The 13,145-nt window shown below is 59.6% G+C and carries 10 protein-coding genes; 3 read left to right on the forward strand and 7 right to left on the reverse strand.

All coding sequences use genetic code 11. The features are described 5' to 3' along the window. Window positions 1-124 precede the first annotated feature (124 nt). Entirely contained in the window at window positions 125-2,674 is a 2,550-nt protein-coding gene (locus BUQ73_RS09060) for an ATP-binding protein (RefSeq protein ID WP_079227533.1), read from the reverse strand. 88 nt (window positions 2,675-2,762) lie between these two features. After that, entirely contained in the window at window positions 2,763-3,662 is a 900-nt protein-coding gene (locus BUQ73_RS09065) for a LysR family transcriptional regulator (protein WP_079227534.1), read from the reverse strand. A gap of 104 nt (window positions 3,663-3,766) precedes the next feature. Between BUQ73_RS09065 and nfsB the strand changes: the two genes are divergently transcribed. After that, window positions 3,767-4,420 (forward strand): oxygen-insensitive NAD(P)H nitroreductase, encoded by a 654-nt coding sequence (gene nfsB, locus BUQ73_RS09070; protein WP_079227535.1) that lies wholly within the window; start codon window positions 3,767-3,769, stop codon window positions 4,418-4,420. A gap of 299 nt (window positions 4,421-4,719) precedes the next feature. On the opposite strand, the gene BUQ73_RS09075 is transcribed toward nfsB, so the two are convergent. Continuing rightward, on the reverse strand, window positions 4,720-5,886 hold the full coding sequence (locus tag BUQ73_RS09075) for a cysteine desulfurase family protein (protein ID WP_079227536.1): 1,167 nt from the start codon (window positions 5,884-5,886) through the stop codon (window positions 4,720-4,722). Between the two features lie 193 nt (window positions 5,887-6,079). Further along, window positions 6,080-7,006: a LysR family transcriptional regulator gene (locus BUQ73_RS09080; protein WP_060484821.1), complete on the reverse strand. Its 927-nt coding sequence runs from the start codon at window positions 7,004-7,006 to the stop codon at window positions 6,080-6,082. A gap of 138 nt (window positions 7,007-7,144) precedes the next feature. Here BUQ73_RS09080 and BUQ73_RS09085 point away from each other — a divergent pair, with 138 nt between their 5' ends. Next, entirely contained in the window at window positions 7,145-8,374 is a 1,230-nt protein-coding gene (locus BUQ73_RS09085; RefSeq protein WP_079227537.1) for an acyl-CoA dehydrogenase, read from the forward strand. Window positions 8,375-8,434: 60 nt separating this feature from the next. On the opposite strand, the gene BUQ73_RS09090 is transcribed toward BUQ73_RS09085, so the two are convergent. The 3 genes from BUQ73_RS09090 to BUQ73_RS09100 form a co-directional block, all read right to left on the reverse strand. Beyond that, complete coding sequence (locus BUQ73_RS09090) at window positions 8,435-9,478, reverse strand: TerC family protein (RefSeq protein WP_079227538.1); 1,044 nt, start codon at window positions 9,476-9,478, stop codon at window positions 8,435-8,437. Between the two features lie 159 nt (window positions 9,479-9,637). Then, a complete protein-coding gene (locus BUQ73_RS09095) occupies window positions 9,638-10,945 on the reverse strand; it encodes a substrate-binding domain-containing protein (RefSeq protein ID WP_079227539.1) in 1,308 nt (435 codons plus the stop codon). Window positions 10,946-11,012: 67 nt separating this feature from the next. Continuing rightward, the gene (locus BUQ73_RS09100) at window positions 11,013-12,113 is read right to left on the reverse strand and encodes a tartrate dehydrogenase (protein ID WP_079227540.1); all 1,101 of its coding nucleotides are present in this window, start codon (window positions 12,111-12,113) and stop codon (window positions 11,013-11,015) included. 96 nt (window positions 12,114-12,209) lie between these two features. Between BUQ73_RS09100 and BUQ73_RS09105 the strand changes: the two genes are divergently transcribed. After that, window positions 12,210-13,121, forward strand: coding sequence for a LysR substrate-binding domain-containing protein (locus tag BUQ73_RS09105; RefSeq protein ID WP_079227541.1), 912 nt, complete (start codon window positions 12,210-12,212; stop codon window positions 13,119-13,121). Window positions 13,122-13,145 lie beyond the last annotated feature (24 nt).

Below are 13,145 nucleotides of genomic sequence, written 5' to 3' on the forward strand. Positions count from 1 at the left end.
CTGAGATGTCGTTTTAAAGCTCAATTGCATTAACGACAACACCTTTTGGTGTTGTCGTTAGCTTGTGGGTGTTTGTGCGTGCTATTGAATGTGCGATTTCGTAGTAGTAGTTACTTTTTTGCCGTTACTTGCACCTGGTGTAAATATCGCACTCTCTAAATATGTCTTTGCCTAGAACCGTTGCGACTTTCACGAGTTGGGACTTTTCGATGTTGAAACTCTCCCAGCTTTCGCTTAAAGCCTGTTTGATTATTTTCTTTATGGTGTTTGTTCCTAGCGCTCCTTCGCTGTTCAAGGTATTGATCCACGAAGGTGGGCGGGTGGTTTCAGCTTCTATCACGAACTCTTCGTATATATAGTTGTTGTAAAAGTCTTTGCTTAAAATTTCATCTTCATCTTCGTGACCAATAAATCCGTCATGTAGGTATATGGTTTCAGTTTTTGCGCATATATCTAGTAGCTTTAGATAGGTGATGTCTTGGCCTTCTATTTGGCCTATGTACAGCTGTTTGTAATTAGCGCCAAAGCTAGCTAAAATTGATGAGCTTAATACTTTGTCAGATTCGGAATTTAATATTTCTTCAGCTTGCTTGTTGGCCCATTGTATAAGAGAGCTTGGGCTTATATTGGGTGCGGCTGACCTTCTGGCAAGATCTTCTTGGGGGAGGGTCTGTATTATTCCGATTACCCCTTCTATTTTTCCGCTTAATATGCCTCTGTAGAAGCCTGCAGAGCTGAGTCCGTCGGACCGAAAGTATCTTTGGAGATCTATTGCAGCCCTGCCTATGAGTTCTCCATCATCGTTGTGAATTTCAAGAATGGGGCCTATGCTGGAAAGAGATTTTTTGGTGATTTTAGCTTCGGGCGCTATCCTATTCAAGAGGGATAGATTGTCAATTACTTTCCAGTCATTGGCTTGAATTGTTTTGTTCTTAGGTGCCTGATTTTCTTTGGTGAACAAGTTTATGTCCAGTGCAGGCGCTATAGAGCTACAGACTTCTGCAAGGCTTAGTTTTATGTGCTCATTAACTCCTGTGTTTCTTGTGGTTAATGCGTCAAGCTTTCCGTTTGAAAGAAGTATGGATACTTTGGTCCCGTGACGCTTAAGCTTTTCAAGCTCCGTAGGTGATCGTAAAATTGGACGAAATTCAGTGCCTTGCGAGAATTCTAGTACCCAGTGAGAAGCTTCGTTTTCTTTGGGTTCGTAACGATTGGTGGTGACTGTTACTTTCTCGCCTAGCATGAAGATTGAGAAGAAGCCAATGCCAAATTTTCCAACTGCTTCGAAATTGGAGTTGGTCAGGCTTTTCCATTCGCCTTGCAATTCTGGGCTTTTCCATAATGATTTGCCAAAGTCAATTAGCACATTGGTCAGTACGTACCGACTCATACCTATGCCTGTATCAACAATATGAAGCCAGTCACCCTGTGGTGTGTTCTCGATTGATATGTCAATCGAGCCTTCGTCATCGCCCAAGGCTCCAAGACTCCTACAAGCATGAACGGCGTCTCTAGCGTTTTGTATTAACTCTCTGAGGGCTATTCTGGGGCTGTCGCCATATAACCGGAAGCCGCCAAATTGTTCAATGATTTTGGGGATGTTGCTGATCTTGAAGCTCGTATCAATCGGGTGCCAACCGTTGGTAGGGACGTTGTATGAAAAGCTCTCGGTGGAATGAATGTTTGCAACTGATCGAACGGCGAATTGGGGTCTGTTGAAATCAATGTTGATTCGGTCGCTGGTGCGTAGTTCGTTATCGATCATTCTTGCTGTATCGTACGCAAGCCACCATGCTTGCTGTTCATCAGCTGGGAAGCTGCTACCGGATAGGCAAAGTTCTTTTCGAGCTGGATCGGGATCTCTCTTAGGATTGTTTAGGCGTGCTTGGAAATTCCAGTGGGCCAGAGAAAAGCCGCTAGGTTTTACCAATGCTTGAAGAAAACGAGGCGCCCGTTGGGCATCGATATGAGCTGCATCGGCTGTTCGCAAGACTAAAGCGATTTTAAGAATATCTACGGTCCATGGTGATGGATATAAGCACGCAGGTGGAGTTATTTTTTGGCGGCTAAGGTTCTCAAGTTGGTGAGGGGGGTGCCAATGGCTCTCAGCGACTATGCCAATAGCCTCAGCATAAGCGCGACGAAGATCGTCATTAGGCAAAAGGAAAAGAGGGTGATTATCTCCTGGGGAGTTCCAGCTTAAACGGGCAAGAATGCGCGCTTGTTTGGGGTGCAATGATCGTAATACTTCAAAAAGCACTTGTTGAAAGCTATCTGAACCTTTTATGAGGTGGTTCGGGTTTAATTCAAGCGTCCGGCAGTAAAATTCCCATTCCGGTAATGAGGTGATTTCCGCTATGCCTCTAGGGTAAGCTGCTATGCATTGCGCGGAATCATGAAGTAAAAAAGCGCCTCCCAGAACAAAAGCCTCTGCAGGGTTTATGGGGTAGTCTGGCCCCGTAATTTCGGATGCTGTCCACCATAGAGCGTCTATGTGTGAAATATCATGAACTGTTAGTGAAGGCATGTCTTTATGAATTTGCGCTACGAGGATAGCTACTCGATCGCGAAATTCCATGTATGCTGAAATTAAAAATTTCCGCTGCTCGTCAAAGTCGTCATTTTTCAGTTCAAAAGCCTTCTTCCATAGTGGTGATATTTGGTAACTTTCCATGTTCTTCCTATGTTAGTTGTGCTGTTGTTTTTAGGGGCTGAGGTTTGCGTGGGTTTTTGGTCTGATAAACTTAAGGGCGTTCGCGACTTTAAGGTATATTCAATGGCTCTATTCTGATGAAACGCTCACGCAGCCACTGATAAAGTTGCGTCACCGCAGGCGACAGCTGCTTGCGGTGCGGGCACACCAGCGTCACCGGCGTGGCTTCGCCCTGATGGTCGGGCAGCAGGATTTCCAGCTCGCCGGCGGCGATGTTGGCGCTGACGTCCAGCCACGATTTGTAGACGATACCTTCGCCCTCCAGCGCCCAGCGTCGCACCACGTCGGCATCGTCGCTGACCAGTGGCCCGCGTACCTGTACGGTGCGGTTGCCAAGCTGCCATTTGTCGTACACGCGATTGTGTTGCAGGTACAGCAGGCAGTCATGCTGCTGCAGTTCTTCGGGCGTGCGGGGGCGGCCGTGGCGGGCCAGGTAGCCGGGGGATGCCACCACTACCCGGCGGTTCCAGGGCGCCAGCGGCAGGGCGATGTAGTTGGCGTCCTGGTTGAGGCCGTAGCGGATGGCGATGTCTACCGGGTCGCGGCTGAAGTCGGCAATCTGGTCCGAAAGGAAGAAGCGCAGGCTCAGTGCCGGGTGCTCGCGGCGAAAGGCGCTGAGCCATGGCAGCAACAGGTTGCGGCCAATGTCGGAAGGCGCCGAGACCTGCAACACCCCGCGCAGGGTGCTGTGGTGGCCATGAAGCTGTTCGTGGCCCTGGCGCAGGGTGTCCAGCACACGCTGGGCGGTGGGCAGGTACAGCTCGCCTTCCGCAGTCAGGCGCAGGCTGCGGGTGGTGCGGGCGAACAGGCGCACGTCGAGGTCGCGCTCCAGGCGCTTGATCGCGGCGGCGACTTGCCCGGGCAGCAGGTCGGCTTCATGCGCGGCGGCGGTGAAGCTGCCCAGTGCACTGCTGCGCACGAACAGTTCCAGGTCGGTAAAACGAAGCATTTTCACTCCAGGGGTGAAAGTGTTGCTGCATTCTGCCGGTTTTTCTTATCAACAGGAAAGATAAGATGCGCGACAAATCCCGTTTCGTTCACTGGAGTTGCAGCATGGATACCGTCTCCCTGGCCAAGCGCCGTTACACCACCAAGGCCTACGATGCCGCTCGCAAGATCCCTCAGGCCACGGTCGATGCGTTGCTTGAACAGCTGCGCCACAGCCCGTCCTCGGTCAATTCGCAGCCTTGGCATTTCATCGTCGCCGACAGCGCCGAAGGCAAAGCCCGCCTGGCCAAGGCCACCGACGGCCGTTTTGCCTACAACTCGCCAAAAATCCTCGACGCTTCCCACGTGATTGTGTTCTGCACCCGCACCGAGATGACCGAGGCGCACCTGAATGCGGTGCTCGACCAGGAACAGGCCGATGGCCGCTTCCGCGATGAGCAGGCGCGGGCAGGGCAGAACCAGAGCCGTCGGGGCTATGTCGACCTGCATCGCTTCGATCAGAAAGACCTGCAGCACTGGATGGAGAAACAGACCTATCTGGCCCTGGGCACCGCACTGCTGGGCGCCGCGGCTCATGGTCTGGATGCCACGCCGATCGAAGGCTTCGACAGCAAGGTAATGGATGCCGAACTGGGCCTGCGTGAGCAGGGCTTTACCAGTGTGGTGGTGCTGAGCCTGGGCTATCGCAGCGAGGCCGATTTCAATGCCGGGCTGAGCAAGTCGCGTCTGCCGGCTTCGACGGTGTTTACCTTCCTCTGAGGGGGCGGTGGGCGTTGGGGTGTTCGCCGTGTACTTTGCAGTGCCTGTGATATCGAGCGCCGCCCACGCGGCGCATCGCGGATAAATCCGCTCCTACATCTATTGCAACGTGCCGGACCTGATACGCCATGGTTGTCCACCTTGGCGCATGAATTGAGCCGTGTAAACCGGCTGACAACCATGGCCTCACAGGCATGGCCACGTTGCAACAAATGTAGGAGCGGATTTATCCGCGATGCGCCGCGCGGGCGGCGCTCGGTCTTACAGGCGCTGAAAAGCTTGAGGCATGCGCCCAGCCCCTACCACAATGCCGCAGAAGCCGCAGTCAAAGCCCGCCCAAACACCCCGATCGCCGTGTCCACCTCAGCCTGGCTGGTAAACCGCCCAATACTCACCCGCACACTTTTGCGTGCCCGCGCCTCATCAAGCCCCAGCGCCAACAGCACATGCGAAGCGGCATTGCTCGCCGAGTTGCAGGCCGAAGTGGTCGACAGCGCCAATTCACTGGCCAAGGCCATGCTGTTGAAGCCGTTGGCCTCGACGCACAGGTTCAAGGTGTGAGGAATCCGCTGTATGGCACAGCCATTTAGACTGACGCCTGGCAATGCCAGCAGCCCCTCACGCAAGCGCGTTGCCAATTGCTCGATACGTTGGTGCTCGCTGTCACCCGGCTCACCGGCCAAGGCGAAGGCGCTGCCCATCCCAACAATCTGATGCGTCGGCAGGGTACCCGAACGCAGCCCCTGCTCATGCCCGCCGCCGTGGATCTGTGCACGCATCAGCTCACGGGCGCGGTGGCCGACATACAGCGCGCCGATGCCTTTTGGCCCATACACCTTGTGCGCCGAGAACGACATCAGGTCCACCGCCATCGCCTGCAAATCGATGGCCAGCTTGCCGACTGCCTGAGCCGCGTCCACATGCAGCAGGGCGCCATGGGCGCGCACTCGCTCGCCAATGGCAGCGAAATCGGTGACGGTACCCAGTTCGTTGTTGACGGCCATCAGCGACACCAAGCGAGTGTCGGCACGCAAGGCTGCCTGCACGGCGTAAGGCTGGATCAGGCCGCTGGCGTCCGGCGCCAGCCGGGTGATGGCCCAGCCCTGGCGCTCCAGTTCGTTGACCGTGTCGAGCACGGCCTTGTGCTCCAGCTGGCTGGTGATCAGGTGGCCCGGCTGGGCCTTGCCCTGAATCATGCCCTGGGCGATGCCCTTGAGTGCCAGGTTGTTGGACTCGGTGGCGCCCGATGTCCAGATGATGTCTTCGGCGCGGGCACCGACCCGCTCGGCCACTTGCCGGCGGGCTTGCTCGACCACTTCGCGTGCAGCCTGGCCGTAGGCGTGGCCACTGGAAGCAGGGTTGCCGAAGTTAACCTGGCGCCCGAGGCAAGTGAGCATGGTTTCGATGACCCGGTCATCGACCGGAGTGGTGGCGGCGTAGTCGAAATAGAGCGGGGCGCTAGGCATAGGGCGAGTCCGTGCAGTGCTGCCGTGGTATCGGCAATCGTTGCATCAAGCCTACGCGCTGGAGTGGGAATGAATTTGCCTTTTATGCTGGGTTTAACCATTCCATGGAGAATATTTTTCTCTATTCATAGAGCATCATGGAATAAATTTTACTCTGTGGGCGCATAACGAACCCACAGGTTTGCGAGTGTGGTCAGGCAGGCGCCAGCGCACGCTCTTCCTCGGCCACCACACGCTCGCACAATTCGATGATCTGCTCACGCATCCAGCGGTTGGCCGGGTCCTGGTCGGTGCTTTCGTGCCAGTACAGGTGAGTCTCCAGCGGTGGCACTTCCACCGGCAGCGGCTGGAAGCGCAACTGGTGGCGGCGGGCGAAACGCTCGGGCACGGTCATGGCCATGTCGGTCTGCTGCAATACCTGCGACGCCATCAGGTAATGTTGAGAGCGCAGCGCGACCTTGCGTTGCACACCCATCTTGCCCAGTGCCAGGTCGACGTATCCCAAACCGTTTCGGCGGCTGGAAATATGAATGTGGGTCATGCCCAGGTAGTTGTCCAGGGTCAGCTTGGCATCAGCCAGCGGGTGGCCCTGGCGCAGTGCACAGACGTAGCGGTCCTGCATCAGTTTGACGTGGCGCACCTGCGGGTCGGTGTTCAGTGGAGCATCGACGGCGAAGTCCAGGCGCCCGGCGGCCAGTTCCTTGGTGGTTTCGCGGCGCTTGCACAGGAAGCTTTCGATCAGCACTGCCGGGGCCAGGCGGCGCAGGCGCTGGAATAGCGGCGGCAGGATCACCGCCTCGGTGAGGTCGGTCATGCTGATGCGGAAGGTCTTGTTGGCCTGTTGCGGGTTGAAGATGCGGCTTTCTTGCACCGAGGTACGCAGCAGCGCCAGGGCATTGCGCACCGGGCCGATGATGTTCTGGGCCATGGGCGTGGGCACCATGCCCTGGGCGGTGCGCACGAACAGCGGGTCGTTGAAGGTTTCGCGCAGCCGCGACAGGGCATTGGACACTGCCGGCTGGGTGATGCCGACGATCTGCCCGGCGCGGGTCAGGTTGGCTTCGGTGTAGATCGCGTCGAAGACGATGAACAGGTTGAGGTCGACCTTGCTGAGGTTCATGGCGCCGCTCTTTGTTGGAATTATTGGCCGATCATATATCGGTTATGAATGTTTATACACGCGGAAAATAGACTAGGTAGATCGAGGCTGGCTGCTCTAGGCTCTGCCCATGTACTTCCAACCGTGAAGGTAACCCCGATGGATTTCGCCTATTCGCCCAAGGTCCAGGCACTGCGAGAGCGCGTCAGCGCCTTCATGGATGCTTACGTCTACCCCGCCGAACCGGTGTTCGAGCGCCAGGTTGCCGAGGGCGACCGCTGGCAGCCCACTGCGATCATGGAAGAGCTCAAGGCCAAGGCCCGCGCCGAGGGTTTGTGGAACCTGTTCCTGCCGGAATCGGAATACGGCGCCGGCCTGAGCAACCTTGAGTACGCCCCGCTGGCCGAGATCATGGGCCGCTCGTTGCTGGGCCCGGAGCCGTTCAACTGCTCGGCGCCGGACACCGGCAACATGGAGGTGCTGGTGCGCTACGGCAGCGAGGCGCAGAAGCGTCAGTGGCTGGAGCCTCTGCTGCGCGGCGAAATCCGCTCGGCATTCGCCATGACCGAACCGGACGTGGCCTCTTCGGACGCGACCAACATGGCCGCCACCGCCGTGCGTGACGGTGACGAGTGGGTGATCAATGGGCGCAAATGGTGGACCTCCGGCGCCTGCGACCCGCGTTGCAAGGTGATGATCTTCATGGGGCTGTCGAACCCTGACGGTCCACGCCATCAGCAGCACTCGATGGTGCTGGTGCCCACCGATGCGCCGGGCGTCAAGATTGTCCGCCCATTGCCGGTGTTCGGTTATGACGATGCACCGCACGGCCATGCCGAAGTGCTGTTCGAGAACGTGCGGGTACCGTATGAAAACGTACTCCTCGGGGAGGGGCGTGGCTTCGAGATCGCCCAGGGCCGCCTGGGCCCAGGCCGCATTCACCATTGCATGCGCTCGATCGGCATGGCCGAGCGGGCGCTGGAGCTGATGTGCAAGCGCTCGGTCGAGCGCACGGCCTTTGGCCGGCCATTGGCGCGCCTGGGCGGCAACGTCGACAAGATCGCCGACTCGCGCATGGAGATCGACATGGCGCGCCTGCTGACGCTGAAGGCGGCGTACATGATGGACACCGTTGGCAACAAGGTCGCACGCAGCGAGATCGCCCAGATCAAGGTCGTGGCGCCGAACGTGGCGTTGAAGGTGATCGACCGGGCGATCCAGATGCACGGCGGAGCAGGGGTGAGCGGCGATTTCCCGCTGGCCTACATGTATGCCATGCAACGCACCCTGCGCCTGGCGGATGGGCCGGATGAGGTGCACCGGGCGGCGATCGGCAAGTACGAGATTGGCAAGTATGTGCCGTCGCACCTGCTGAGCGGCGGAAGGTGATGCAAGCCTGTACCGGCCTTTTCGCGGGCAAGCCCGCGAAAAGGCCGGTACAGGTAAACCTTACATTTTCAGTTGTGGGTCCTTTTCCTTTTTGCGGGTGGCTACAGGTTCGCTGACGCTCGGTACCTGCTTCTCCCCCCGCGTCTTGATCAACGAAACTACCACCCCACCCAGTAACAACCCGAACGTCACCCCCAACGACAGCAACGCCGGCACCTTGCCCACCATCCCGTGATAGAAAATCTTGCAGCCAATGAAAATCAGCACCAGCGCCAGCGCGTACTTGAGGTAGACGAACCGGTGCATCAGCGCCGACAACGCAAAGTACAGCGAGCGCAAGCCGAGGATGGCGAAGATGTTCGAGGTGTAGACGATGAACGGGTCCTGGGTGATGGCAAAGATCGCCGGTACGCTGTCGACGGCAAACACCAGGTCGGCCAGCTCGATCAGTACCAGGGCCAGGAACAGCGGTGTGGCGTAGCGCAGGGCCTTGCTTTCGCCGGGCGGCGTCAGGCGCACGAAGAAGTGCGAGCCATGGATCTGGTCGGTCACACGCATGTGCCGGCGCACGAACTTCAAGATCGGGTTGTTGGCCAGGTCGGGGTGGCTGTCTTCCTTCGACAGGGCCATTTTCACCCCGGTGAACAGCAGGAAGGCGCCGAAGATATAGAGCACCCAGGCAAAGTTCTGCACCAGCGCCGCACCCACGCCAATCATGATCGCACGCAGGAACACCACCCCGAGAATGCCCCAGAACAGTACGCGGTGCTGATAGCGACGGGGGATGGCGAAGAAGCCGAAGATCATCGCCATGACGAACACGTTGTCCATCGATAGCGACTGTTCGACCAGGAAACCGGTGTAGAACTCCAGCGCCGATTGCGCACCCAGCTCGTGCCAGACCCACAGGCCAAACAGTACGCCGACACTGAAATAGCCCGAATACAGCAACAGGCTCTCGCGCATTTCGATCTCGCGGTCCTGGCGGTGCAGCACCCCCAGGTCAAGTACCAGCAAACCGATGACGATGGCCATGAACACCAGCCACAACCAGGTGCTGGTGCCAAGAAACGGAGTGGTGAGGAATGTCTGCAGAGCTGTCATGAGCCCCTCCTTGATAGTCGACGTTGCCATCTGAAGATCGCAACAGTGATCCGACATCACGGCTTGACAGCCGTCAGAGGGGCCCGGTATCACATGAGCTTGAGCCTAGACCCGTTTGCCAGTGATGCCGAATGGTGAGCTGTTACAATTCTTTGCCTGTCAGTAGACCCAGACTTCCACCCGCCGGTTACGCAAGCGGCCTTGCTCCATGTCGTTGCCGGCGATTGGCAGTTCATCGCCCATGCCAGTCACCTCCAGCACCTCGACGCCACCCCGTGCCAGTTCGCGGCGTACGGCCTGGGCGCGCAGGCGCGACAGCAGGGCTGCACGGCCAGGTGTTTCCTTGGGGTCGCCAAAGCCAACCAGCACCGCCTTGCTTTGCAGCTTGCCGGCCTGGCGCAGGTATTCGGTGACCCGCTGCACATCGCGCAGGGCCTTGTTGTCGAGGCTGGCGCTGCCTTCCTGGAAACGGAAGTTGACGCTCAAGCGTTGCGCTTGCTGGGCCAGGCTGCGGTAGCGCGGTGGCATGTCGGCCTGCGCCGGTACCGGTTGCGCGTTGACCTGCTGTGAGACGAAGCCCTGTGCAGCGACGATGGCCTGGCCGGCCGGGCTCTGGGCGAAGTCCGCCAGCGCTCGGGCCTGGGGTTTGGCATTGGCCGGCAGGTAGAAGTACAAGCGCCGTGACAGTGGGTAGTCTTCACTGGCCACCAGCTGACGGTCCGGCAACATGGCCGGTGCATCGCCCTCGGCCACCGCCAGCACCTTGGCCCCGTGCACGGCTGCCAGGCTGCTGAAACCGATAGCCTGGCGGTCAGCGCCGACCCGCTCGGCCAGCTCTTCGCTGGACTCGAAACGCTGCGCCTGGCTGGCCAGTTCGCCATGCTGCGGTTCCAGCACCAGTGCCTTGAAGGTCTCATAGGTCCCGGACCGATCATCACGTGCGTACAGGTGAATGGCACCGCCAGTCACGCCCAGTTGCTCCCAGCGCCGGATCTGCCCGGAGAAGATCTGGGCCAGTTGCTGGGTGGTCAACTGTGGCAGGGGGTTGTCGGGGTGGACGATCACCGCCACGCCGTCCAGGCCGATGACCTGCTCGGCGTTGGCCGAGCGCAGGTCACCCAGAGCCTTGAGCTGGTGCACCTCGGCGTCACTGATGGGGCGTGAGGCCGCAGCCAGGTCGGCATTGCCCTGGCCCAGCGCGGCAAAGCCGGTGCTGGAACCATGCGCCGCGACGTCGATGCGCAGCGCCTGCCCGTGGGCATCGCGTGCGGTGATCACGGTCTCGTTCGGCACTGCCCCCAGTGACTGCTGGATGTCCGTCGCCTGTTGCGCCCACAGTTGCCCCTGCACCAGGGCGGGCAACAGCGCCGCGCCAATGGTGTTGGAGCCTTGCACGCGCAGGTGGCCAGCTTCGGCCATGGCCGTCAGCGGGAGCAGGGGAAGCAGCAGGAGCAGCAGGCGGAGCATGCCGGGCGACCTTGTGGCATAGAGTTGCCCGGCAGATTACGACGGAGGGGTGACCGAAATGTGACAGTCAAGCGGCGTTCAACGCCTCGACGATGGCTTGGCCGACTGCCTGGGTCGAGCGGCTGCCGCCCATGTCAGGCGTGGTCGCACCGCTGGCGATGACCGCCTCGATGGCCTGCAGGATGTCATCGTGTGCCGCCTGGTAACGGCTGTCAGCCGTTTCCTTGCCGAGGAACTCGAGCATCAGCGCGCCCGACCAGATCATGCCGATCGGGTTGGCGATGTTCTTGCCGAAGATGTCCGGTGCCGAGCCATGCACCGGTTCGAACAACGACGGGAACTTGCGCTCGGGGTTGAGGTTGGCCGACGGCGCGATGCCGATGGTGCCGGTGCAGGCTGGCCCGAGGTCGGAGAGGATGTCGCCGAACAGGTTGGAGGCCACCACCACGTCGAAGCGCTCCGGCTGCAGCACGAAGCGTGCGCAAAGGATGTCGATGTGCTGCTTGTCCCAGCTGATCTCCGGGTAGTGTGCGGCCACGGCGGCGGTGCGTTCGTCCCAGTAGGGCATGCTCACGGCCATGCCGTTGGACTTGGTGGCCGAGGTCACATGCTGACGCGGGCGATTGTGCGCGAGTTCGAAGGCGTATTCGAGGATCCGGTCGACACCACGGCGGGTGAACACCGACTCCTGCAGGACGAATTCGTTGGCAGTACCTTCGAACATGCGCCCACCCAGCGACGAGTACTCGCCTTCGGTGTTCTCCCGTACCACCACGAAGTCGATATCGCCAGGCTGCTTGCCGGCCAGCGGGCAGGGCACGCCGGGGAACAGGCGTACTGGGCGGATGTTCACGTACTGGTCGAAGTCGCGGCGGAACTTGAGCAGCGAACCCCACAGGGAAATATGGTCAGGCACCTTGTCGGGCCAGCCGACGGCACCGAAGTACAAGGCGTCGAAGCCCTTGAGCTGGTCGAACCAGTCGTCCGGCATCATCTTGCCGTGGGCCAGGTAGTAGTCGCAGCTGGCCCACTCGAAGAACTCGAACTGCAGGTCCAGGCCGTGCTTGCGGGCGGTGGCTTCGAGCACGCGAATGCCTTCGGGCAGCACTTCATTGCCGATGCCGTCACCGGGGATGGCGGCGATCTTGAAAGTCTTGGTCTTGGTCATGGCCACACCTTGTGTCTGGGGATCTGATGTGGGCCATGCTATAAGGGTTTGCTTCATGGATAATCAGCCAGTTCATGCATTCTTGGTGTACGTATCGTGAATAATCTGCCAAGCCTCGACGACCTCGATATCTTCCTTCAGGTGGCCCGCCGCGCGAGTTTTGCGGCGGTGGCCGAAGCCCGCGGCATGTCGGCGGCGTTCGTCAGCAAGCGCATCCGCCTGCTCGAGGCGGACCTGGGCGTGCGCCTGCTGCACCGCACCACCCGGCGGGTGACGGTGAGCGAGGAGGGCGAGCGGGTCTACCAGTGGGCGCAGCAGATTTTCGAGGCCCTGCAGCGCATGGGCGATGACCTGGACGCCGGCCAGCGCGAGCCGGCCGGGCAGTTGCGCATCGCCAGCAGCCTGGGCCTGGGCCGGCGGATGGTGGCGCCGGCGTTGTCGGAGCTGGCGGCGCGCTACCCACGGCTGGACATTCGCCTGGACGTGCATGACCGCCTGGTGGACCTGGCGGCCGAGGGCGTCGACCTGGATATCCGCGTGGGCGACCAGATTGCCCCGAACCTGATCGCCAAGCGCCTGGCGCGCAACTGGCGGGTGCTGTGTGCGGCGCCAGACTACCTGGCCCGGCGCGGCACGCCGAAGACCCTGGCCGACCTGGCCAGCCATGACTGCCTGGTGATCAAGGAGCGCGACCATCCGTTCGGTCTCTGGCACCTTGAAGGGCCTGCTGGCGAGGAAAGTGTGCGGGTTACCGGCGCGCTGTCGAGCAACCACGGCGAAGTGGTGCACCAGTGGTGCCTGGACGGGCGCGGGATCGTGCTGCGTTCATGGTGGGATGTGCACGACAGCCTGGCAGATGGCCGGCTGGTACAGGTGCTGGAAGGGTATCGGCAGAGTGCCGATATCTGGGCGGTGTATACCGCGCCGCTGGCCGGGTCGGCCAAGGTGCGGGTGGCGGTGGAGTTCTTCCGCCAGTATTTCACCGAGAGGTTTCAGATCCCGGGCTGACAGTGCCGGCCTCTTCGCGGGCAA

Origin of the sequence: Pseudomonas putida (assembly GCF_002025705.1) — a bacterium.
Lineage (GTDB): Bacteria > Pseudomonadota > Gammaproteobacteria > Pseudomonadales > Pseudomonadaceae > Aquipseudomonas > Aquipseudomonas putida_J.

What these genes read in the sequence shown, in the direction of transcription:
- BUQ73_RS09075 (WP_079227536.1), bottom strand. Translation starts at nt 5,886, where the DNA reads ATGCCTAGCGCCCCGCTCTATTTCGACTACGCCGCCACCACTCCGGTC.
- BUQ73_RS09090 (WP_079227538.1), bottom strand. Translation starts at nt 9,478, where the DNA reads ATGACAGCTCTGCAGACATTCCTCACCACTCCGTTTCTTGGCACCAGC.
- BUQ73_RS09065 (WP_079227534.1), bottom strand. Translation starts at nt 3,662, where the DNA reads ATGCTTCGTTTTACCGACCTGGAACTGTTCGTGCGCAGCAGTGCACTG.
- BUQ73_RS09085 (WP_079227537.1), top strand. Translation starts at nt 7,145, where the DNA reads ATGGATTTCGCCTATTCGCCCAAGGTCCAGGCACTGCGAGAGCGCGTC.
- BUQ73_RS09080 (WP_060484821.1), bottom strand. Translation starts at nt 7,006, where the DNA reads ATGAACCTCAGCAAGGTCGACCTCAACCTGTTCATCGTCTTCGACGCG.
- BUQ73_RS09095 (WP_079227539.1), bottom strand. Translation starts at nt 10,945, where the DNA reads ATGCTCCGCCTGCTGCTCCTGCTGCTTCCCCTGCTCCCGCTGACGGCC.
- BUQ73_RS09100 (WP_079227540.1), bottom strand. Translation starts at nt 12,113, where the DNA reads ATGACCAAGACCAAGACTTTCAAGATCGCCGCCATCCCCGGTGACGGC.
- nfsB (WP_079227535.1), top strand. Translation starts at nt 3,767, where the DNA reads ATGGATACCGTCTCCCTGGCCAAGCGCCGTTACACCACCAAGGCCTAC.
- BUQ73_RS09060 (WP_079227533.1), bottom strand. Translation starts at nt 2,674, where the DNA reads ATGGAAAGTTACCAAATATCACCACTATGGAAGAAGGCTTTTGAACTG.